The 23,879-nt window shown below is 34.3% G+C and carries 14 protein-coding genes, 2 tRNA genes and 3 rRNA genes; 11 read left to right on the top strand and 8 right to left on the bottom strand.

The features are described from left to right. Positions 1 to 28: 28 nt before the first annotated feature. On the top strand, positions 29 to 703 hold the full coding sequence (gene queC / locus AJ882_RS04105) for a 7-cyano-7-deazaguanine synthase QueC (RefSeq protein WP_002779268.1): 675 nt from the start codon (positions 29 to 31) through the stop codon (positions 701 to 703). Positions 704 to 723: 20 nt separating this feature from the next. Here queC and dsbI read toward each other — a convergent pair whose 3' ends face one another. The 6 genes from dsbI to AJ882_RS04075 form a co-directional block, all read right to left on the bottom strand. Beyond that, positions 724 to 2,250 carry a disulfide bond formation protein DsbI gene (gene dsbI / locus AJ882_RS04100; RefSeq protein ID WP_002859731.1) on the bottom strand — a complete coding sequence of 509 codons (1,527 nt, stop codon included), beginning with the start codon at positions 2,248 to 2,250 and terminating at the stop codon, positions 724 to 726. An 11-nt stretch (positions 2,251 to 2,261) separates the two neighbouring features. Beyond that, entirely contained in the window at positions 2,262 to 2,429 is a 168-nt protein-coding gene (gene dba / locus AJ882_RS04095; RefSeq protein ID WP_002779270.1) for a disulfide bond formation protein Dba, read from the bottom strand. A gap of 105 nt (positions 2,430 to 2,534) precedes the next feature. Further along, positions 2,535 to 4,313, bottom strand: coding sequence for a methyl-accepting chemotaxis protein (locus tag AJ882_RS04090; RefSeq protein WP_002853148.1), 1,779 nt, complete (start codon positions 4,311 to 4,313; stop codon positions 2,535 to 2,537). Further along, positions 4,303 to 5,217: a cytochrome-c peroxidase gene (locus AJ882_RS04085; protein WP_002886505.1), complete on the bottom strand. Its 915-nt coding sequence runs from the start codon at positions 5,215 to 5,217 to the stop codon at positions 4,303 to 4,305. Before AJ882_RS04085 ends, AJ882_RS04090 begins: the two co-directional genes overlap by 11 nt. 63 nt (positions 5,218 to 5,280) lie before the next feature. Further along, positions 5,281 to 6,159 carry a fumarylacetoacetate hydrolase family protein gene (locus AJ882_RS04080; protein ID WP_002857697.1) on the bottom strand — a complete coding sequence of 293 codons (879 nt, stop codon included), beginning with the start codon at positions 6,157 to 6,159 and terminating at the stop codon, positions 5,281 to 5,283. A gap of 112 nt (positions 6,160 to 6,271) precedes the next feature. Beyond that, the gene (locus AJ882_RS04075) at positions 6,272 to 7,174 is read right to left on the bottom strand and encodes an RluA family pseudouridine synthase (RefSeq protein ID WP_002877921.1); all 903 of its coding nucleotides are present in this window, start codon (positions 7,172 to 7,174) and stop codon (positions 6,272 to 6,274) included. A gap of 77 nt (positions 7,175 to 7,251) precedes the next feature. Here AJ882_RS04075 and purB point away from each other — a divergent pair, with 77 nt between their 5' ends. Together purB and AJ882_RS04065 are read left to right on the top strand one after the other, a co-directional pair. Continuing rightward, complete coding sequence (purB, locus tag AJ882_RS04070; protein WP_002857713.1) at positions 7,252 to 8,580, top strand: adenylosuccinate lyase; 1,329 nt, start codon at positions 7,252 to 7,254, stop codon at positions 8,578 to 8,580. 15 nt (positions 8,581 to 8,595) lie between these two features. After that, positions 8,596 to 10,965: a ribonucleoside-diphosphate reductase subunit alpha gene (locus AJ882_RS04065; RefSeq protein WP_002859734.1), complete on the top strand. Its 2,370-nt coding sequence runs from the start codon at positions 8,596 to 8,598 to the stop codon at positions 10,963 to 10,965. A 38-nt stretch (positions 10,966 to 11,003) separates the two neighbouring features. Here AJ882_RS04065 and AJ882_RS04060 read toward each other — a convergent pair whose 3' ends face one another. Together AJ882_RS04060 and thyX are read right to left on the bottom strand one after the other, a co-directional pair. After that, positions 11,004 to 12,389 (bottom strand): cation:dicarboxylate symporter family transporter, encoded by a 1,386-nt coding sequence (locus tag AJ882_RS04060; RefSeq protein ID WP_070279673.1) that lies wholly within the window; start codon positions 12,387 to 12,389, stop codon positions 11,004 to 11,006. A 119-nt stretch (positions 12,390 to 12,508) separates the two neighbouring features. Then, entirely contained in the window at positions 12,509 to 13,132 is a 624-nt protein-coding gene (gene thyX / locus AJ882_RS04055; RefSeq protein WP_002853111.1) for an FAD-dependent thymidylate synthase, read from the bottom strand. 119 nt (positions 13,133 to 13,251) lie between these two features. On the opposite strand from thyX, the gene AJ882_RS04050 reads away from it, so the two are divergent. From AJ882_RS04050 to rrf, 8 genes are all read left to right on the top strand, one after another. Next, the gene (locus AJ882_RS04050) at positions 13,252 to 14,883 is read left to right on the top strand and encodes a CTP synthase (RefSeq protein ID WP_002855601.1); all 1,632 of its coding nucleotides are present in this window, start codon (positions 13,252 to 13,254) and stop codon (positions 14,881 to 14,883) included. After that, a complete protein-coding gene (recJ, locus tag AJ882_RS04045; RefSeq protein ID WP_002853146.1) occupies positions 14,870 to 16,441 on the top strand; it encodes a single-stranded-DNA-specific exonuclease RecJ in 1,572 nt (523 codons plus the stop codon). Before AJ882_RS04050 ends, recJ begins: the two co-directional genes overlap by 14 nt. 83 nt (positions 16,442 to 16,524) lie before the next feature. After that, positions 16,525 to 17,532, top strand: coding sequence for a type II asparaginase (locus AJ882_RS04040; RefSeq protein ID WP_255005614.1), 1,008 nt, complete (start codon positions 16,525 to 16,527; stop codon positions 17,530 to 17,532). Between the two features lie 603 nt (positions 17,533 to 18,135). Next, positions 18,136 to 19,648 (top strand): 16S ribosomal RNA (locus AJ882_RS04035). A gap of 102 nt (positions 19,649 to 19,750) precedes the next feature. Continuing rightward, positions 19,751 to 19,826 (top strand) — tRNA-Ala (locus AJ882_RS04030). Positions 19,827 to 19,834: 8 nt separating this feature from the next. Further along, a tRNA-Ile gene (locus tag AJ882_RS04025) sits at positions 19,835 to 19,911 on the top strand. Between the two features lie 533 nt (positions 19,912 to 20,444). After that, a 23S ribosomal RNA gene (locus AJ882_RS04020) occupies positions 20,445 to 23,500 on the top strand. Positions 23,501 to 23,756: 256 nt separating this feature from the next. Beyond that, a 5S ribosomal RNA gene (gene rrf / locus AJ882_RS04015) occupies positions 23,757 to 23,873 on the top strand. Together the 16S, 23S and 5S rRNA genes with 2 tRNA genes alongside form the textbook arrangement of a ribosomal RNA operon. The last annotated feature ends 6 nt before the right edge of the window (positions 23,874 to 23,879 follow it).

The raw sequence follows: 23,879 nt of genomic DNA, 5'->3' as shown, positions 1-23,879 counted from the left end.
TGAAATTATAGCAAATTTAAGGATAAAAATGAGTAAAAAAGCACTTTGTATCATAAGTGGCGGTATGGATAGTACTTTGTGTGCTTATCTGGCCAAAAAAGAAGGTTATGAAATCATCGCTTTGCATTTTGACTATGAACAACGCACTCAAGAAAAAGAAAAAGAATGTTTTAAGCAAATTTGCAAGGCTTTAAAAGTAGAAAAATCTTATATTTTAGATGTGAGTTTTATCAAAGATATAGGGGGCAATGCCTTAACCGATAAAAGTATAGACATCCCTAAAAATGAGCTTTGTACAAGCGATACTCCACCTATCACTTATGTGCCTTTTCGCAATGGAATTTTCTTAAGTATAGCAGGATCTTTGGCTGAAAAGGAAAATTGTGAGAGTATTTTTATAGGGGTGGTAGAAGAAGATGGCAGTGGTTATCCTGACTGTACTGATGAGTTTATACAAAAGGCACAAGAATTTATCAATGAAGGTACGAGTAAGAATTTCAAAGTTTGTATAAAAACTCCGCTTGTTAGACTAAACAAAGCTAAAATTGTAGAACTAGCCTTAAAAGAAAATGTACCTTTAGAACTTACTTGGTCTTGTTATGAGAGTGAAGATGAAGCTTGTGGGGAGTGCGATAGTTGTTTGCTTCGTTTAAGAGGTTTTGAAAAAGCAGGATTTAAAGATAAGATTAAATATAAGTCCTAGTTTTCACTAGGACTTAAAGCTTAGTTTAAAGTATAAAGCTTGTTTGCTCCATCTTGATAAGAAAGAATATTGATTTTTCCATCTTTAAAGAAAATGCTTCTAGCATTAGTGATAGAGCTTGGGAAAGCGATAGTTTTCACTACTTCTTCTTTGACTGGATCAATTACAGCAATGACATTGTGATTTTTGCTAAGTGCATAAATTTCCCCATCTTTAAAAGTCATAGAAGTTACATAAAGATCGCCTAAAGTTTTACCTTCTTTAAGATTTGCTTTTGGAGTAAATTCTCCTGAAAGAACACGATCTTTTAAAGAAACTTTAGAGATTACAAAAGTTTTAGCGTCTTTGTTGTTTGGAACAGTTGCAAGATAAAGATAATTTCCATCTGTAGTCATACTTGCTACATGGTTAAATTTTGCTCTTACGGTATCAAGTCTTCCGCGACCTAAACTTTCGCCTTGACCTTTAAATTTATCATTGCCTTTTACAAAGTCAGCGTATTGTTTAGCGATATCTTCTTCACTTGCATTAGGATTTTTTGCAAATCTTAAGAAAGATTTGTTTGAGCCCATAAGAATGAATTTATCGTTCATATAAGGTATGATACCGATGATTGGATCAATAGTAGCTGAAAAATAAGGATCAAGTTCAAAACCTTCTTTAACGCTAAAATTATTATCTAAGAAAGCTACATCCCATTTAGAACTTGCTACAAATTCGTTATTGATATAATCAAGAGTATTGATGGCTTTGTCAAAATTTATGGTTTGTTCATTTGTGATTTTAAGCTCATCATTGATTTTTGCAAATGGAGCATTGTTGATATCATTATCAAATTTTATGCCAAGTTTTTCACTTGCAGGTGCAAAAGCATAATCAGGAGCTTTAACATCGCGTTTTCCTAAGAAAGAAATATTTTGCCATAAACCATTCCAACCTTCTTTACTCCAAATGATGTATTTTGGATTTAAACTAAATCTTACAGGATCGCCTTGTCCTACATAAGGAGGAATACCTGTGCTAACAAAGGCTTGGAAAACATTTGATGCTACGATGATAGCACTGATTAAAACTGCTGCAAAGCTAAATTTAGTATATTTTCTAAACTTTTCTCCATTTAGTTCAGCTTCAAAAGCATTAAATTTAGGAGCAAAAGCAAAAATCACACCTAAGAGCAATACAACAGCCCAAAATACTACTTCAGCCCAAAAATAAGTATGGATACCAAAAACTGCTAAACCAAAACCTTGATCTAAATCTCTATGAGCGTGATTACCATAGTGAGCAAAAGATTGATAAAGCCCTACTGCTGTCATGATTAAAAGAGCAGCAAGGTATTTACCTTTCATACCATAACGAACAATGAAAAGCGCCATTACACCGATAAAGATCATTGCTTCTCTTTGTCCCCAGCAAAGCGTGCAAGGACTATCGCCCAACATATAACCAAATATCAAATTTGCAATACCTACAGGCAAGAGTATAATCAAAAAGCCTGCTAAACACATTAGTGTGTAGAAATTTTTTGTTTTATTGATTTCGTTCATTTAGCCCTTCCTTACAGATTCATTATTGTTAATAGTGCGCCTGTTTTGTGGCCAACATAGAAAAAAACCATTAAAAGCCAAGCTACCATTACCAAACCAAAAGCCAAATTTTCTTTTTCTGGTTTTTTGATAATCAGTATCAAGGCGATTAAAACTAATAAAAGTTCAAGAAACTCCATAGTATCTCCTTTGAAATAAAAACTGCTAATTTTACTTGAAAAACATAAATTAAAAATAAAATTTTTATTGAAATTTCACGTTAAGTTAAATTAACGTGAAAAAAGTTACTGAAAGCTACTTAATTTTTCGGAGAGTTTAGAGGCACCATTTAGAACATTTTGAGAGATATTATTGATTTCACATGATAAATCTTTAACAGAATTTGCAAGTTCGTTAACTTTATCTATATTTGTTCCTAAGATAAGCATTTTATCTTTTACTTCCATGCTTTTATCTTTCATGGTTTGGGTTGATTCTATAGAGCTTTCCAATTTATGCATAGAATTTACAAGTTCTTGTTGTAAATCATTGGTTTTTGAAGAGGTTTCTTTCATAGAATCATGGATAAGATCCATTAAGGCTTTGTTGTCATTGATTTGTTGGACTATAGTATTAACAGTAGCATTGATGTTTAAAAGAGATTTACTTGTTTTATCAGCAAGCTGTCCAACTTCATCGGCTACAACAGCAAATCCACGCCCATGTTCGCCTGCTCTTGCAGCTTCGATAGCTGCATTTAGGGCAAGTAAATTAGTTTGATCAGCTATGTCTTTAATGGAGTTTGTGATTTCTATAATATTATCCGCACTTTGGGTTAGATTGTCCATATTGGCTACTATATTTTGTTCTTTTTCATTGTTTTCATTTATTAAATTTACAAGTTCAGATAGAGTAAGTTCTACTTTATCCATTAGTATGTGCATATCTTGCATATTTTCTATACTTTCTTGTGCTAAATTTCCCGCAAGATTGATATGATCATCTAAAACATGAGTGATTTCTTTAACTCCTTGAATTTGTTCATGTTGCGAATTAGAGCTGTTTTCAAGCATCATAGAGTTGTTTTTGAGTTTTTGTGAATTTTGATGACTTGATTTAGCATTTTCTATGGCTTCTATGATTGAGTTTTGAACGGTGGAAATAAATGAATTAATATATTGAGCACTTTGTCCAAGCTCACTTTTTGGATCTATATTTAAACGAGAGTGTAGATTGGCTTCTTTGCTAGCTAAATTAGCGCTTAGTTTTTCTAAAGTATGAATTGGCATGATGACTTTTTTTAGTGTTAATAAAATAAAAAATACAAATAATACAAGAGTGATTCCAAATACTGCTAAAGCGATATAAAATTTAAATAAATTAGATTGTTCTATAGTATTTTGGGTAAAAGTGTTAAGTTGTTTTAACTCTTTCATGAGAGAATTATTCTCATAAATAGAAGAATTATCTTGCATAATAGAAATTTGCTTTACAATCATTTTATAGTGTTTTAAAAAAAGTTGTAAATTTTCACTTTTTGTATCATTTTTGATTTCTTTCATAAGATTGTTGAGTTGATTTAGTGTTGTTTTTTGTAAAATATTTTCAGTTGAAAGAACGCTTAACATAGAACTCATTGTTTTATAGTTGTTTTTATTTGTTTCATGGTTTTGTTCCAATTCTTCAAAATAATTTTTAGCTAGTTCAAATAAATAAAGTTTTGAATTTACTGCTATGGAATTTGCGGATTTAAAATAATTAAGCTGGATTAGTTTGGCATTAAAAATTTCTTCTGCTTTGTTTATGTCAATCCCAAAAGTTTTAAGTTTTGTAAAGTTTTCTTGCATTTTTTTTATCGCTTGCACACTTGGATCGTAGTTGATAAAATTAAAACTATTTTGAAAAATAGAATTGATTTTTTCATCTGAAATTTCTAGTTGCTGAACTATGTTTATCAAGTCTTTGTTATTTTTAGATGAAGAATAGTTATTAAAAATAATAGCCAATAAAACAAGAATGAAAGTCAAAACTAGTATAGATAAGATAATAAATTTTATCAAAAATGAACTTTTTTTATTTGTCATGATATTCTCCTGTTAAGCTTTCTAAGAATGCAACTATATTGTCAACTGTTTCTTGATCTAAAAATTTTCCTAGTTGATAGTAAGCCATAAACTGAACACAAGCATCTAAAGTAGGTATAGAACCATCATGAAAATAAGGCGCGGTTTTGGCTATATTTCTAAGACTAGGAACTTTAAATACCATTTTATCAGCTTCTCTTTTTGTGATTTCATAGCGCCCTAAATCTTCTTGGTTTGGGTATTCTTCAAAAATACCGATTTTTTGAAACATATTCCCACCTATATTTTGACCTTGATGACAAGAGATGCAGCCATTAGCTTTAAAATCTTCGTAACCTTTTTTAGCTTGAGTTGAAATAGCATTTTGATCCCCGCTAAGATAGCGATCAAAAGGAGAATTTGGAGTGATCAAGGTTTTTTCAAATTCGGCGATTGCAAGAGCTATGTTTTCTACCGTAACTTCTCCATAAAGTTTTTTAAAAGTTTTTACATAATTTTCATTTGAATTAACTTTTTGTAAAAGAAGTTCAGGACTTAGCCCCATTTCTTTTGGATTGAAAAAAGGTCCCATAGCTTGTTCTGTTAAATCTTTAGCTCTGCCATTCCAAAATTGCACAAAATTAAACACAGAATTAAAGGTTGTAGGAGTGTTAAAGGGTTTATCGAGTTGATTATCAACTCCTATTGAAAATTCAAGCCCATCAACACCGTGTTGATCAAGCCTATGGCAAGTATTGCACGAAACTTTTCCATCTTTGGATAAACTTTTATCCATATAAAGACTTTTTCCAAGTTTAGCTTTTTCTTTATCATAAGAGATGGAATTTGGAATAGGGGTTATCATATCTACTGCAAAGACTATATTTGCATAAGATAAACATAAAATCATTATTATTTTTTTCATGATAAATTTCTGCCTTAATTTAAGTTTTTAAAATGCCATTATAGTATAATTTTAGTAAATTATTTAATAATTGATATTTTTTATTTTATTACAAAGTTCTCCTAAATTTTCTATTACACAGCGTACTTTATCTCCTGATTTTAAAAAAGTAGGTGGATTTAACCCCATACCTACTCCACTAGGAGTTCCCATAGATATAATACTTCCAGCTTTTAAAAGCATGCCTGCACTAAGTTCTTCTAAGACATAAGCAATATCAAAAATAAACAATTGAGTGTTAGAGTTTTGGCGTAGTTCATCATTGACATAGCTTTGAAGTTGGAGTTTAGGAGGATAAGAAATTTCATCTACGCTTGTGATATAAGGTCCCATTATAGTGCTACCTTCAAGACTTTTTGCTCGGTAGAATTGTTTGTGGCGTTTTTGAAGTTCGCGAGCTGAAATTTCATTGATAATAGTATAGCCAAAGATATAATCTTTTGCATCTTTAGCTTTGATTTTATAAGCATCTTTACTTAAAATAAATGCAAGCTCACATTCATAATCAAGCTGAGAAGTTACATCTGCATGTAAAGGTATATCGCCAAAAGGTGGCGTAGCTTGATTGCAGCGTTTTCCAAAATATACAGGATATTCTCTTTCTTCAAATTTTTCACCCTTAAATTTGGCAGATTCTTTGGCATGATCTAAAAAATTAATCCCAAGACATATAATATCTTGACGAGGTTCTATAATAGGGGCTAGATAATTTTCTTGAGGAATTTCATAGGCTATTTTAGAATCCAAGTCTGTAAGTTTGTGTTTAAATTTATCAAAATGGATAATAAATTCATTCATATCGTTAGTTTCAATGCCAAGATCATCAAAACTTACAATTTTTCCACTAGAATTTAGTACTCCTAGATTGGGTTTTTGACCCTGTATAAAATTAACAAATTTCATTTGGAAAATCTCGCTTTTTTATTTAATTATACTTAAAGTTTTAGCAAGAATTATTTTTTTGTTTTAAAATTTGGTAAAAAAGTGATTGATTGTAGCGTAGTGAAACATCATTTTATTTTATAGAATTGTTGAAAATTTCTTTTATGTTTATTTTTGAGTTGATATTAAAATTTTGATTTTTATATTGAAATTTCAAACGATAAGAATGCAAACACAAACGCAAGGCACCTGTAAGTTTTAAGCGTTCTTTGGGGGTTAATTTTTCATCTAAAATACTTTCGATTTGTTCTTTGCTAAGCCCATAAAGTGGATCGCCTAAAATGGTATGATTTTTATAGTGTAAATGCACTCTTATTTGGTGTTGTCTGCCTGTTAAGGGTTTGCAGAGTAAAAGAGTAGCGTTGATTTTAGGAAAGTATTCTAAAATTTCAAACTCAGTGATAGCTTGTTTTCCTTCCTTACAAATTTGCATCCTTGTTTTTACATCATCGTAGTTTTTGGCTAAATTTATGGCTTTATCAATTATAAAATTTTCTTCTATTTTTCCGTTAGCTAGAGCAAGGTATTCTTTTTGAACCAGTTTTTTTTCAAACAAAGCTTTAAGATCAATTTGAGCTTTTTTATTTTTGGCTACAAGTATAAGTCCGCTCGTTTCTTTATCAAGTCTGTGTGCTACGCAAGCTTCTTTTCCCCAAAGATGCCAAATTTCATCACTAAGACTGTATTTACAATGTCTACCATTTGGATGACTTAAGATCCCACTTTCTTTTTCAAGTATGGCAAAGTCTTCATTTTCAAAGACAATTTCTACTCCTTTGGGATTGTTTTCATAGACTATAAGCTCTACTAAACCATTTAAAATTTCATTCTTTTCTTCTACTAAAATTCCATCGCAAAAAAGTCTTTTTTTGTCTATGAGTTTTTGTGCTTCATTTATGCTAATTTTTAAATTTTCCATAAGGACTTGAAATGCCTTTTTTCCATTATTTGAGAGTTTTATTTTTATGTAAGCCATTTAATAACTTTCTTAGGATAATTTGATATAATTTCTGTTTTTTAAAATATAAAATTATAGCTAAAAAGGTTTCAAAGATGGTTGAAAGATATAGCAGAGAAATCATGGCTAAAAAATGGGACATGCAAGCAAAATACGATGCGTGGTTAAAAGTAGAATTAGCCGCTGTAAAAGCTTGGAATAAACTCGGTCTCATTAATGACACAGACTGCGAAAAAATTCTTAAAAATGCAAAATTTGATATTGCAAGAATAGACGAAATAGAAAAAACCACAAAACACGATGTTATCGCTTTTCTTACAAGTGTAAGTGAAAGTTTGGGAGAAGAGAGTCGTTTTGTGCATTATGCAATGACAAGTTCTGATTGTATAGATACGGCTGTTGCTTTACAGATAAAAGAGAGTTTGGAGCTTATTTTAGAAGATGTTTCTTTGCTTTTAGAAGTGATCAAAAAGCGTGCTTTGGAGCATAAAAATACCTTAATGGTAGGAAGAAGTCATGGAATTCATGGAGAGCCTATCACTTTTGGTTTAGTGTTAGCTATTTGGTATGATGAAATTTTGCATGCAAAAGAGCTTTTAGAACATGCAAAAGAAGTGATAAGCTATGGAAAAATCAGTGGTGCAATGGGAAATTTTGCTCATGCTCCTTTAGAATTTGAAGAAGAAGTTTGTAAAAATTTAGGTCTTAAAGCTGCCCCTGTTTCAAATCAAGTGATCCAAAGAGATCGTTATGCTCAAGTTATTTCTGCTATTGCAATTTTAGCTTCAAGTTGTGAGCAAATCGCTGTAGCGATAAGACATTTTCAAAGAACTGAAGTTTATGAGGCTGAAGAGTATTTTAGTGTAGGACAAAAAGGAAGTTCAGCTATGCCACATAAAAGAAATCCTGTTTTAAGTGAAAATATCACAGGGCTTTGTCGTGTGCTTAGATCTTTTGTAACTCCAGCTTTAGAAAATGTTGCACTTTGGCATGAAAGAGATATATCTCATTCTAGTGTTGAAAGATTTATTTTGCCTGATGCTTTTATCACGGCTGATTTTATGCTTATGCGTCTTACAAATTTGATTGATAAGCTTTTAGTTTATCCTGAAAATATGATGAAAAATTTAAATCTTACAGGCGGGCTTGTATTTTCAGGGAGGGTGCTTTTAGAGCTTCCATTTAAAGGCATTAGTCGTGAAGAAGCTTATAAAATAGTTCAAAGAAACGCTATGAAAGTTTGGGCAGATTTGCAAAATGGTAAGGCTGCTATCAATGAAAAAAATGAAAGTTTGTTTTTGTTAGCGCTTTTAAGCGATGAAGATTTAAGAAAAAGTTTGAGCGAAGAGGATGTAAGAAAATGTTTCGATTATAACTACTATACAAAAAATGTTGATGTAATTTTTAAAAGAACATTTAAATAAAAAGCAAGGAAGGCAATGAAAGTTATTAAAAGAAATGGTCGTACAGAAGAATTGGATGTTTCTAAGATCAAAAAATGCACCTCTGATGCTGTAAAAGATTTAGAAGGTGTGAATTTAAGCGAACTTGAACTCGATGCAAAGATTCAATTTCGTGATGGAATTTCAACTGAAGAAATTCAAAAAACTTTAATTAAAACTGCAGTAGATAAGATAGATATTGATTGTCCAAATTGGACCTTTGTTGCAGCTAGACTTTTTTTATTTGATTTATATAAAAAAGTTAATGGTATGAATCGCTATAATCATTTGCGTGAGTATTTTGAAAAGGGCGAAAAAGAAGGAAGAATCTTACTTGGTCTTAAAGAAAAATACGATTTAGATGATTTAAATGCTTATATTAAACCTGAACGCGATATGCAATTTACTTATCTTGGTATTAAAACTTTATATGATAGATACTTGATTAAAGATAGTAAAGGTATGCCTATAGAACTTCCTCAACAAATGTTTATGGCCATTGCGATGTTTTTAGCGCAGAATGAATTTAATCCTCAAGAATGGGCGAAGAAATTTTATGATTTAATTTCTAAATTTGAACTCATGCTTGCAACTCCGACTTTATCTAATGCAAGAACAACGCGCCATCAGCTTAGTTCTTGTTATATAGGATCAACCCCTGATAATATTGAAGGTATTTTTGATTCTTACCAAGAAATGGCTTTGCTTTCTAAATTTGGTGGCGGTATAGGTTGGGATTGGTCTAAAGTGCGTGCTATGGGTGGAAGCATAGATGGGCATAAAAATGCCGCAGGAGGGATTATACCTTTCTTGAAAATTACTAATGATATTGCCGTGGCAGTAGATCAGCTAGGAACCAGAAAAGGAGCTATAGCTGTTTATATAGAACCTTGGCACATGGATATAAGTGATTTTATTGATTTGCGTAAAAATTCAGGTGAAGAAAGACGCCGTGCTCATGAACTTTTCCCTGCTTTATGGATCAATGATCTTTTTATGAAGAGAGTAAGAGCTAATGATAAATGGACTCTTTTTGATCCTGCAGATACAGCAGATTTATGTGATTTATATGGCGAGGCTTTTGAAAAACGCTATGAAGAATATGAAAAAGATGAAAGCATTACCAAAGAAATCGTAGAAGCTAAAGAGCTTTGGAAGAAAATTTTGCTAAATTATTTTGAAACAGGCTTGCCATTTTTATGTTTTAAGGATAGTGCTAATAGAGCAAATCCAAATGCTCATGTAGGAATTATTAGAAGTTCAAATTTATGTACTGAAATTTTTCAAAATACCGAGCCAAATTATTATCAAATTAAAGTAGTTTTTGAAAATGGAGATGAACTTCATTTTGATGAAGAACAAAAAGTTGCGATCGATGGGGGATATGAAAAACCAGCCAAAAAAATCTCAACTTTAGATAGTATTGATGGTAATAAAGTTTATATAGTAGAAAAATATAAAAATGATGGAAAAACAGCCGTTTGTAATCTAGCAAGTATAAATCTTAGCAAAGTATATACTAAAGAAGATATAGAGCGTGTTGTGCCAACGGCTATTCGTATGCTTGATAATGTGATAGATTTAAATTTTTATCCTCATAGAAAAGTAAAAGATACAAATTTAAAATCTCGCGCCATAGGTCTTGGAGTCATGGGTGAGGCACAAATGCTTGCTGAAGCTAAGATTTATTGGGGAAGCGATGAGCATTTAAATAAAATCGATGAGATTATGGAACAAATTAGCTTTGAGGCTATTAATGCGAGTTCAAATTTAGCTCTTGAAAAAGGTTCTTATGAGGATTTTGAAGGATCAAATTGGAGCAAGGGGATTTTTCCTATTGATGTAGCAAGTCCTAAGGCTAAAGCTTTAACTTTAAGAGAGGGCTTATTTGATCAAAGTGAATGCGACTGGGTTAAACTTAGAGAAAAAGTTAAAAAAGATGGTATGAGAAATGGTTATTTGATGGCCATTGCACCTACTTCTTCTATTTCTATTTTGGTGGGTACTACGCAGACTATAGAACCTGTTTACAAAAGAAAGTGGTTTGAACAAAATTTAAGTGGTATGATACCTGTTGTTGTGCCAAATTTAAGCCTTGATACTTGGCAATACTATACTCCAGCCTACGAACTTGATCAAAAAATTCTTGTAAAGGCTGCTGCTGTGCGTGGTAAATGGATCGATCAAGGGCAGAGTTTAAATATCTTTTTATCGCTTGATAAAGCAAGTGGGGGATATTTAAATGAAATTTATCAACTCGCTTGGGAGCTTGGAGTAAAATCTACTTATTATCTAAGAAGCGAAAGCCCTGATAGTGAAAAAGTCAATGTTGCAGATCGTAGCATAGAATGTGAAGGTTGCCAATAAATACTAAAACCCAATGAAAAATATTGGGTTTTAAGAGATTAAGAATTGTAAATTTCTTTATCTAGGGCTTTTAGATTTTTTGCAGTACAAAGTGCCGAAGTCATAGCTCCTGAGACATTACTTGCTGTTCTTGCCATATCTATAATAGGATCTATAGCTAAAATCAAACTTAGCATGACAAAATTATTACCAAATCCAATCCCTGCTAGCATAATAGAAGCTGCCATAGTTGCACTTCCAGGTACTCCAGCTATACCCAAGGATCCAATAACAGCTACCAAAACTATCATTAAAGCAAATGTAAAATCAATATGTGTATGTGTAGCAAAAGCTACAAAAACTGCCGCTAAAGCTGGAAAATATCCCGCACAACCATTAAGTCCTGTTGTTGTACCTATAGATGCTACAAAATTAGCTATAGCTGAATTAACTCCAAATTTATTTTGCAAAGTTGAAGTAGTCATAGGCAAAGTGCCCAAAGAAGATCTTGAGCTAAATGCAAATAACCATACAGGAAATGCTTTTTTTGCATATTTTATAGGGTTTAGCCCTTGTGAAGCAAGAAGTAAAAAATGCACCCCGAACATTATTAACATAGCTATATAAATAAGCATTATAAAAAGTCCAGCTGTTTTGATAGCTTCAAAACCATTGCTTAAAAGCACATTAGCCATCATACAAACTACAGCATAAGGCATAAATCTAATAACTGTAGCAGTCATGTTCATCATAATATTATAAAAGGTTAGGATAAAATTATGAAAACTTTTAAAGGCTTGTTCATACTCTTCTTTTTTAGAAATTTTTTTAGCACTAATTCCTATAAAAAAAGAAAAAATAACAATAGCTATAATATTTTCTTTATTAATAGCTGCAATGATGTTGCTAGGTATTAGCCCTAGTATAATATTTGAAAAAGTTTGAATTTCGCGAATTTGTTTATTTCCTTCATATATAGCAAAATTACTTCCTAAATCAAAACTATAACCTAAAAATATACCCAAGGTTGCAGCTATGGCTGTGCTAAAGAGTATCCAAAAAAGACTTATTCCAAGCAAGGAGGATATTTTGATATTTTTATCAATTTCTATAATTACTTTTATAATGCAAATACTTACAAGAGGAACAACCAGCATTTTTATAAAAGCTACAAAAACAGAACTTACAAATGCAAACCAATGTTTTGTTTCGCTATACCAAAGAATATTACTTGCTTCTTTAGCATCTGGAAAATTTGCCAAATATTGCAAAGCAAAACCAAACCCCAAACCCATTAAAAGCGCAAATAGCATGCGAAGAGAAAAATTGATTTTTATATTCCGCATTTTTTTTAATGCGTAAAAAACAACACAAAGCATAGCAAGAGTAGTTATAGTATGAGCTTGTGAAAGCATTAGAAAATCTTGAAAAAATTGTTTATCCATAAAAAGTCCTTATAAGAAACTATAATCAAGCACAAGGTATATGAAAATATACTTGCGTAAAGCTTGATTTTATAAATGGTAGCATAACAATATTTTAAATAAGATAAAATCAGTATGATTTATTCTATATCTTTATGTAAGCAATGTTCAAATATAAATTTGTGTTCTTGTGGCAAGGCTTCAAATAAAGCATTTGCTAAATTTCTAATCTCCCAAAGAGCTGATTTTGAACTACGCAAAGAAATGAAATTCTGCAAACTTCTTGCATTAATCGTTAGTGTAAGTTCAGTTTTATAGCTTTCTGGTAAGCAGTATTTGGCTATATCTAGACTAATGCTTTTTTGTAAAATAGTGCGTAAATTTTCTAAGGCTTTAATGCTTGCGTTATCAACCTCTTCATTACCACAAAGCACAAGATAACGGCTTGCATTTTCAAAATCTCCTATTTTAAATTCAGCTTCATTGCGAAGTTCTTTTAAGGTATAACGCGTGCTTTTTACACTAGGACTAGTGTGACGGTGTCTTGCAACTTCTTGTAAGCAAGCTCTTGAAATTCCTTGTATATAAAAAGTATAGTTTAGATGTTCTAAGGTTGAAGCGTGTTTGAATTTGTTGCCCACGCGATCGATAAGTTCTTTATCTTTTTCGCCACCGCAATCGCCTTTTTCAAAGCTTTGCCAACAAGTTCTTGTTGCATGAGAACAAACAGATAATGGAGTGTGAAAAAGTAAAGTGATTTGCATGCTTATTCCTTTTTTGATAAAAATATTTTTTGTAATTCTTGCATTTTTTACTTAAAATTCTAATGAAATAAAAAGTTTTATCAAGCTATAATTAGATAAAAAAATAAGGCTTATTATCAATGAAACAAACAAAATATATTTTTGTAACAGGTGGAGTTTTAAGTTCTTTGGGTAAAGGGATAGCCGCTGCTTCTATCGCAACACTTTTAAAAAATTCAGGGCTTAAAGTGAGTATTTTAAAAGCTGATCCTTATATCAATGTTGATCCAGGCACTATGAGTCCTTTTGAGCATGGAGAGGTTTTTGTAACTGATGATGGAGCAGAAACGGATCTTGATTTGGGGCATTATGAGCGTTTTTTGGATGAGAGTTTATCTCAAGATAATAACTTCACTACAGGACGGGTTTATCAAAGTGTGATTGAAAAAGAAAGGCGTGGAGAATATCTTGGCAAAACCATTCAAGTTATCCCTCATATAGTAGGAGAAATCAAAGATCGCATTAAAAAAGCAGGAGAAGGCAAAGATATACTTATCGTTGAAATAGGCGGAACTGTTGGGGATATAGAAGGCTTGCCTTTTTTAGAAGCTATTCGTGCTTTGCGTTTGGAAGTGGGTAAAAATAATGCTATGAATATTCATCTTACTCTAGTACCTTTTATTAAGGCTGCAGGGGAATTAAAAACAAAGCCAACTCAACATAGTGTAGGCGAGTTAAGGCGCATAGGCATTAGTCCTGATATGATTATTTGTCGTAGTGAAAAAGCTCTTGATAGAGATTTAAAAGATAAAATTGCTATTTCTTGCGGGGTGGAAAAAAATTGCGTGATAGAAAGTGTTGATGCGGCTAGTATTTATCAAATTCCACTTAATTTTTTAAAGCAAGATATTTTAAGCCCTATTGCTGAAATTTTGGATTTGAAAAATTTAAAACCTAATATGGAAAATTGGGACTCTTTGGTAAAAAGAGTTATAGCTCCAAGCAATGAAGTTAAAATCGCTTTTGTAGGCAAATATGTGGATTTAAAAGAAAGTTATAAAAGCCTTACTGAAGCTATTATACACGCAGGTGCAGCCCTAGATACTAAAGTGGAGTTAAAATGGGTAGATAGTGAAAAACTTGAAAATATGGAAAGTTCTGAAGTATTTAAAGATGTGAGTGGAATTTTGGTTGCTGGGGGATTTGGATATCGTGGTGTAGAAGGTAAGATAAAAGCCATTCAATACGCAAGAGAAAATAAAATTCCTTTTTTAGGAATTTGTTTAGGTATGCAGCTTGCTTTGGTGGAATTTGCTAGAAATGTATTAAAACTTAAAGATGCAAATTCAAGTGAATTTAATGAAAAATGCCAAAATCCTGTGGTTTATTTGATTGATGAATTTATGGATACAAATGGAGAAAAACAAATTCGTACTGCAAAAACTCCTTTAGGTGGAACTATGCGTTTAGGGGCTTATAAATGTGATATCAAGGAAAAATCCCTTTTGGCTAAGGTTTATAATGAAGTAAAGAGTGTAAAAGAACGCCATCGTCATCGCTATGAAGCAAATCCAAAATATAGAGCAGATTTTGAAAAACACGGTTTGATTGTAAGTGGTGAAAGCAAAGGATTGATTGAAGCAGTTGAGCTTAACTGTCATCCTTTTTTCTTGGCTGTGCAGTTTCATCCAGAATTTACATCAAGACTTGAGCATGTTAATCCTGTGATTTGCAGTTTTATCAAGGCAGCTATAAACTATGAAGATAATTAATAAAAATGAAATTAAAAAAATTTTGGCTTCACGCTTTGAAAAAGATTTGCATACCAAACTTTGTGATCTGCCTTTGCCATGCTGTTTAAAGGATGCATATAAAGCAGCTAATCGCATCAAAGAAGCTGTAGAAAAAAATGAGAAAGTCGCTATAGTAGGAGATTATGATGTTGATGGAATCATTTCTTGTGTTATTATGGCAGAATTTTTCGATGATATAGGTTTTGATTATATTATAAGAATTCCGAATCGTTTTAAAGATGGATATGGATTAAATGCTGAGATCATCAACGAACTTGATGTAAATTTAATAATAACAGTAGATAATGGAATAGCTGCTCTTGAAGCAGCCAAACTCTGTAAAGAAAAAAATATAGATTTGATTATCACTGATCATCATATGCCTCAAGATATTTTACCTGATGCTTTTGCCATTATCAATCCAAAGCAAAAAGATTGTGATTTTCCAGAAATTGAAATTTGTGGAGCTCAAGTCGCATGGTATTTGATAGCGGCTTTAAAAGAGGTGTGCAAGCTTAAATATGACATGTGTAAATTTTTAGAACTTTTGGCGATTGCAATTGTTGCAGATATGATGGAACTTAGAGATTTAAATCGTGCTTTAGTAAGGCGTGGCATAGATCATATTAACAAATCTAAAAGGGCTGCTTTTAGAGCTATTAAGCATTATTATCAAAAGGATAAATTTGCTCTTGATAATATAGGATTTTTAATTGCTCCGCTTATAAATAGTGCTGGAAGAATGGATGATGCAAGTATTTCTTATGAATTTTTACACACTAAAGATTTTAATAAAGCTTTAGAATATCTAGAGCAAATTGTTAGTTTTAATGAAAGTCGTAAAGATGAAGAAAAACAGCTTTTTGAAGATAGTTTAAATCAAATCGATGAAAACGATTCTTGTATTGTGGTATCGGGTTTAAATTGGCATGAAGGTGTTTTAGGGATTGTGGCAAGTCGTTTAGCTAAACATTTTAATAAACCTGCTTTTGTATTTTCTCAAAATGAAGAACACTTAAAAGGCAGCGCAAGAAGTGTTGGCAAGATTGATATTTTAGCTTTAATTTCTAAGACAAATTCTATATTAAGCAATTATGGTGGTCATAAAGGTGCTGCTGGAATCAGTTTAAACTCTGAAAATTTTGAACAATTTAAAAATAAAATCAAAAAAGAATGTTCGCAAATTTCTGAAAGTGAATTTTTGGATACAGATGAAATTTTAGGAATCTTAGAACCTAGCGAAATTGATTTTGAAATGCTTGAAATTTTAGAATCTTTTGAACCTTTTGGACATAAAAATCCACGACCTTTTTTTGTTTTAGAAAATCTTTGTGTAAAAAATAAAAAACTTCTAGGTAAAGATGAAAAACACTTAAAGCTTGTTTTAACTAAGGAAAATAAAACCATAGAAGCTTTATTTTTTAATTTTGATAAAGAGCCAGAATTGAATCAAAATATTTCTTTGCTTGGAAGTATTTCTAAGAATGAATTTAGGGGAATGGTAACTCCACAGTTTGTTGTTAAAGAGATTTTATAAAAATTTTTACTTATAATTTGCATTAATAACATTAAAAAATTAATATACAAGAGATTAAAAAATTATTTATATGTTGTCTTTTTATAGGAGTATGCATGAAAAAAGCTAAATCAAGGATTGCTATTTTAGGAACAGGCGGAACGATAGCAGGCTTCATTGATAGCACTATTGCTACAACAGGATATACGGCCGGAGCCATTGATATAGATGTATTAATTAAAGCAGTTCCGCAAATTAGAGATTTAGCAGATATTAGTTGGGAGCAAATAGCAAATATTGATAGTTCAAATATGTGTGATGAAATTTGGTTAAGGCTTGCTAAAAAAATTGCTAAGCTTTTTGCTGAGGGGATAGACGGTGTGGTGATAACTCATGGTACTGATACTATGGAAGAAACTGCTTATTTTTTAAATTTAACCATTAAAAGTGATAAGCCCGTAGTTCTAGTTGGCGCTATGCGTCCATCAACTGCTATAAGTGCGGATGGTCCGAAAAATCTTTATAATGCAGTGGCATTAGTTGCCAATAAAGAAGCTAAGAATAAGGGTGTTATGGTAGCTATAAATGATAAAATTTTAAGCGCTAGAGGCGTAGTAAAAACTCATAGTTTAAATGTTGATGCTTTCTCTTCTCCTGATTTTGGGGATTTGGGTTATATAGTAGATGGTAAAGTCTTTTTCTATAATAATGTTACTAAAGCTCACACAAAAAACGCTCCTTTTGATGTAAGCAAACTCACAAGTTTGCCAAAAGTAGATATTCTTTATAGCTATTCAAATGATGGTAGTGGTGTCGCTGCAAAAGCTTTATTTGAACATGGAACTAAGGGCATAGTTGTTGCAGGAAGTGGAGCAGGAAGTATACACAAAAATCAAAAAGATGTTTTAAAAGAGCTTTTAAAAAAAGGGCTTAAGGTTGTTGTAAGTTCAAGGGTTGTAGCAGGTTGTGTTGCTGTGAGTGATTCAGATGAAAAATTAGGTTTTATTAGTGCTGAAGATTTAAATCCTCAAAAAGCAAGAGTTTTGCTTATATTAGCACTTACAAAAACAAGTGATCCTAAAAAAATTCAAGAGTATTTTTTAAAATATTAAAATTTTTTAAATATTTCTAAACTTAGGGAACTTATCTTCCCTAAGTCAAGCCTTTCAATCCTATTAATAGTATATTATATCTTTATATTATATCTTGTATTTTTTATTATCATTTAACCCCTCCCCCCCCCATTTTTAAACCCACCAAATACTTATATAAATACTTACACAAATATTTATACTATTTAATCCTTTGTTTAATCCCCTTTTAAGTTTAATTGGTTATACTTTCATTTCCTTTTTTTGAAAAAAGGACTTAAAATCTTTTAAATTATAAAGTTTCACTAGCTTAGTAGATTTTATAAATTAACTCTTTTGGTTTTTGTCTTATAAACTAAAAGCTTTTTTATAAATCTTGTTTTTTAATTTAAAAACTTTTCTTTTAAAAATGATTTTTTGTTTTGTTCTTTTAACTTAGTATTGTTATTCAAATCTTATTAGTCAATCTTTGAAATCTAAATAAGTGATCGATTGAGCCAGAAAGATTTAGGCATAAGTAATTATGTAAAATCTATTCAATCTAATAATTAAAAAGATTAAAAGTTTTTCTTTTAATCTTTCATAACTTTTTCTTTGAAGAAAAAGATTAAACTATCTATAATTTTTATGGAGAGTTTGATCCTGGCTCAGAGTGAACGCTGGCGGCGTGCCTAATACATGCAAGTCGAACGATGAAGCTTCTAGCTTGCTAGAAGTGGATTAGTGGCGCACGGGTGAGTAAGGTATAGTTAATCTGCCCTACACAAGAGGACAACAGTTGGAAACGACTGCTAATACTCTATACTCCTGCTTAACACAAGTTGAGTAGGGAAAGTTTTTCGGTGTAGGATGAGACTATATAGTATCAGCTAGTTGGTAAGGTAATGGCTTACCAAGGCTATGACGCTTAACTGGTCTGAGAGGATGATCAGTCACACTGGAACTGAGACACGGTCCAGACTCCTACGGGAGGCAGCAGTAGGGAATATTGCGCAATGGGGGAAACCCTGACGCAGCAACGCCGCGTGGAGGATGACACTTTTCGGAGCGTAAACTCCTTTTCTTAGGGAAGAATTCTGACGGTACCTAAGGAATAAGCACCGGCTAACTCCGTGCCAGCAGCCGCGGTAATACGGAGGGTGCAAGCGTTACTCGGAATCACTGGGCGTAAAGGGCGCGTAGGCGGATTATCAAGTCTCTTGTGAAATCTAATGGCTTAACCATTAAACTGCTTGGGAAACTGATAGTCTAGAGTGAGGGAGAGGCAGATGGAATTGGTGGTGTAGGGGTAAAATCCGTAGATATCACCAAGAATACCCATTGCGAAGGCGATCTGCTGGAACTCAACTGACGCTAAGGCGCGAAAGCGTGGGGAGCAAACAGGATTAGATACCCTGGTAGTCCACGCCCTAAACGATGTACACTAGTTGTTGGGGTGCTAGTCATCTCAGTAATGCAGCTAACGCATTAAGTGTACCGCCTGGGGAGTACGGTCGCAAGATTAAAACTCAAAGGAATAGACGGGGACCCGCACAAGCGGTGGAGCATGTGGTTTAATTCGAAGATACGCGAAGAACCTTACCTGGGCTTGATATCCTAAGAACCTTTTAGAGATAAGAGGGTGCTAGCTTGCTAGAACTTAGAGACAGGTGCTGCACGGCTGTCGTCAGCTCGTGTCGTGAGATGTTGGGTTAAGTCCCGCAACGAGCGCAACCCACGTATTTAGTTGCTAACGGTTCGGCCGAGCACTCTAAATAGACTGCCTTCGTAAGGAGGAGGAAGGTGTGGACGACGTCAAGTCATCATGGCCCTTATGCCCAGGGCGACACACGTGCTACAATGGCATATACAATGAGACGCAATACCGCGAGGTGGAGCAAATCTATAAAATATGTCCCAGTTCGGATTGTTCTCTGCAACTCGAGAGCATGAAGCCGGAATCGCTAGTAATCGTAGATCAGCCATGCTACGGTGAATACGTTCCCGGGTCTTGTACTCACCGCCCGTCACACCATGGGAGTTGATTTCACTCGAAGCCGGAATACTAAACTAGTTACCGTCCACAGTGGAATCAGCGACTGGGGTGAAGTCGTAACAAGGTAACCGTAGGAGAACCTGCGGTTGGATCACCTCCTTTCTAGAGTACAAAGTAATAAGTCTCACAACTATTACTTCAATATATAAACTCAATTGATTCTTGTTTAGATTTCAAAGATTGATGATAAAGCTAATTGTTTATGGGGAATTAGCTCAGCTGGGAGAGCGCCTGCTTTGCACGCAGGAGGTCAGCGGTTCGATCCCGCTATTCTCCACCATTTATTAAGGGCCTATAGCTCAGCTGGTTAGAGTGCACCCCTGATAAGGGTGAGGTCACAAGTTCAAGTCTTGTTAGGCCCACCATAAAAAAGATTTGAATAAAGAAGCTTTAAAATCTAAAGCAAGTATATAAAATAGATTAAATATAAAATATAAACTCTATACTTAGATTTATTTTTATCTTTAACTATAAAAGAATATACTTTAATAGATATAAGTAGCATATACATTATGCATTTATATTTATAATGATTATGTTAATATATATACTTCCTTTAGGTTTTAAACCTAAATGTTCTTTTAATTATCATTGTTAAGAGTCACAAGCAAGTTTTAATAAAAACAATTTTACAGGACTTGTTAAAGGATAAAACCTATTTATCTTTTCTTTAGTTTAACTTAACTTTTAGCTGTCTTCTCTTCTATGAATAAAGAGAATATTAGATTTAAGGATTATAAATTAAAGACAAGTTTCAAACTCACAGCTTAGTTGAGACTAAATCATTTAGTTTTATATTAAGTGTTTGAATGCTTTCCGTCTTAAGATAAAGAAGTCTTATCATAAAAACTTTAACAAGGAAGTGATGCGTTTTAGAATCAATAATAAAAGGTAAAAAAGGTAAGCTACTAAGAGCGAATGGTGGATGCCTTGACTGGTAAAGGCGATGAAGGACGTACTAGACTGCGATAAGCTACGGGGAGCTGTCAAGAAGCTTTGATCCGTAGATTTCCGAATGGGGCAACCCAATGTATAGAGATATACATTACCTATATAGGAGCGAACGAGGGGAATTGAAACATCTTAGTACCCTCAGGAAAAGAAATCAATAGAGATTGCGTCAGTAGCGGCGAGCGAAAGCGCAAGAGGGCAAACCCAGTGCTTGCACTGGGGGTTGTAGGACTGCAATGTGCAAGAGGTAAGTTTAGCAGAACATTCTGGAAAGTATAACCATAGAGGGTGATAGTCCCGTATGCGAAAAACAAACCTTAGCTAGCAGTATCCTGAGTAGGGCGGGACACGAGGAATCCTGTCTGAATCCGGGTCGACCACGATCCAACCCTAAATACTAATACCAGATCGATAGTGCACAAGTACCGTGAGGGAAAGGTGAAAAGAACTGAGGTGATCAGAGTGAAATAGAACCTGAAACCATTTGCTTACAATCATTCAGAGCCCTATGTAGCAATACAGGGTGATGGACTGCCTTTTGCATAATGAGCCTGCGAGTTGTGGTGTCTGGCAAGGTTAAGCAAACGCGAAGCCGTAGCGAAAGCGAGTCTGAATAGGGCGCTTAGTCAGATGCTGCAGACCCGAAACGAAGTGATCTATCCATGAGCAAGTTGAAGCTAGTGTAAGAACTAGTGGAGGACTGAACCCATAGGCGTTGAAAAGCCCCGGGATGACTTGTGGATAGGGGTGAAAGGCCAATCAAACTTCGTGATAGCTGGTTCTCTCCGAAATATATTTAGGTATAGCGTTGTGTCGTAATATAAGGGGGTAGAGCACTGAATGGGCTAGGGCATACACCAATGTACCAAACCCTATCAAACTCCGAATACCTTATATGTAATCACAGCAGTCAGGCGGCGAGTGATAAAATCCGTCGTCAAGAGGGAAACAACCCAGACTACCAGCTAAGGTCCCTAAATCTTACTTAAGTGGAAAACGATGTGAAGTTACTTAAACAACCAGGAGGTTGGCTTAGAAGCAGCCATCCTTTAAAGAAAGCGTAATAGCTCACTGGTCTAGTGATTTTGCGCGGAAAATATAACGGGGCTAAAGTAAGTACCGAAGCTGTAGACTTGCACACAACTTAGATTATTTAAGTTTAGAATATGAGAAACTAAGTTATATGTTTAGTTATATTTTTACTGATTTTTATAGAGTAAAGATAGAAATAAAACTTAGTAAAATCAGTAAAAATATTCTTAGACTAAAGTTAAGTAGTTTAAGTTGTGTGCAAGTGGTAGGAGAGCGTTCTATTTGCGTCGAAGGTATACCGGTAAGGAGTGCTGGAGCGAATAGAAGTGAGCATGCAGGCATGAGTAGCGATAATTAATGTGAGAATCATTAACGCCGTAAACCCAAGGTTTCCTACGCGATGCTCGTCATCGTAGGGTTAGTCGGGTCCTAAGTCGAGTCCGAAAGGGGTAGACGATGGCAAATTGGTTAATATTCCAATACCAACATTAGTGTGCGATGGAAGGACGCTTAGGGCTAAGGGGGCTAGCGGATGGAAGTGCTAGTCTAAGGTCGTAGGAGGTTATACAGGCAAATCCGTATAACAATACTCCGAGAACTGAAAGGCTTTTTGAAGTCTTCGGATGGATAGAAGAACCCCTGATGCCGTCGAGCCAAGAAAAGTTTCTAAGTTTAGCTAATGTTGCCCGTACCGTAAACCGACACAGGTGGGTGGGATGAGTATTCTAAGGCGCGTGGAAGAACTCTCTTTAAGGAACTCTGCAAAATAGCACCGTATCTTCGGTATAAGGTGTGGTTAGCTTTGTATTAGGATTTACTCCGAAAGCAAGGAAACTTACAACAAAGAGTCCCTCCCGACTGTTTACCAAAAACACAGCACTCTGCTAACTCGTAAGAGGATGTATAGGGTGTGACGCCTGCCCGGTGCTCGAAGGTTAATTGATGGGGTTAGCATTAGCGAAGCTCTTGATCGAAGCCCGAGTAAACGGCGGCCGTAACTATAACGGTCCTAAGGTAGCGAAATTCCTTGTCGGTTAAATACCGACCTGCATGAATGGCGTAACGAGATGGGAGCTGTCTCAAAGAGGGATCCAGTGAAATTGTAGTGGAGGTGAAAATTCCTCCTACCCGCGGCAAGACGGAAAGACCCCGTGGACCTTTACTACAGCTTGACACTGCTACTTGGATAAGAATGTGCAGGATAGGTGGGAGGCTTTGAGTATATGACGCCAGTTGTATATGAGCCATTGTTGAGATACCACTCTTTCTTATTTGGGTAGCTAACCAGCTTGAGTTATCCTCAAGTGGGACAATGTCTGGTGGGTAGTTTGACTGGGGCGGTCGCCTCCCAAATAATAACGGAGGCTTACAAAGGTTGGCTCAGAACGGTTGGAAATCGTTCGTAGAGTATAAAGGTATAAGCCAGCTTAACTGCAAGACATACAAGTCAAGCAGAGACGAAAGTCGGTCTTAGTGATCCGGTGGTTCTGTGTGGAAGGGCCATCGCTCAAAGGATAAAAGGTACCCCGGGGATAACAGGCTGATCTCCCCCAAGAGCTCACATCGACGGGGAGGTTTGGCACCTCGATGTCGGCTCATCGCATCCTGGGGCTGGAGCAGGTCCCAAGGGTATGGCTGTTCGCCATTTAAAGCGGTACGCGAGCTGGGTTCAGAACGTCGTGAGACAGTTCGGTCCCTATCTGCCGTGGGCGTAAGAAGATTGAAGAGATTTGACCCTAGTACGAGAGGACCGGGTTGAACAAACCACTGGTGTAGCTGTTGTTCTGCCAAGAGCATCGCAGCGTAGCTAAGTTTGGAAAGGATAAACGCTGAAAGCATCTAAGCGTGAAGCCAACTCTAAGATGAATCTTCTCTAAGCTCTCTAGAAGACTACTAGTTTGATAGGCTGGGTGTGTAATGGATGAAAGTCCTTTAGCTGACCAGTACTAATAGAGCGTTTGGCTTATCTTTAATAAAGCATCACTTCCTTGTTAAGGTTTTTAAGAAGACTTTGAATATAGATAATATTTAGAGTTTAATAGAAATCTTTCAAGTAGAGTTTGTATTAGAACTTGCTCTTAACATTGTTTTTTAAGTATTCTATATAAAAACTTATCAAAGATAAAAGATAAGAAAAGAAGAAAGAGAATAAAGAAAAAAGTAAAGAAATAAAAGATTAAGCTTTATTTTTTAAATTCAATCTTTCAAAGAATATTTAAATAACAATGTCCGTGATTATACAGATGTGGAAACGCCTTGCTCCATCCCGAACCAAGAAGCTAAGCACATCGTGGGTGATGATACTACGCCTTACTGGCAGGGGGAAAGTAGCTCATTGCGGACTTGTTAA

The sequence above is a fragment of the Campylobacter sp. BCW_6461 genome (genome assembly GCF_001762735.1).
Lineage (GTDB): Bacteria > Campylobacterota > Campylobacteria > Campylobacterales > Campylobacteraceae > Campylobacter_D > Campylobacter_D jejuni.
This window is presented reverse-complemented; position numbering and strand designations above follow the sequence as displayed.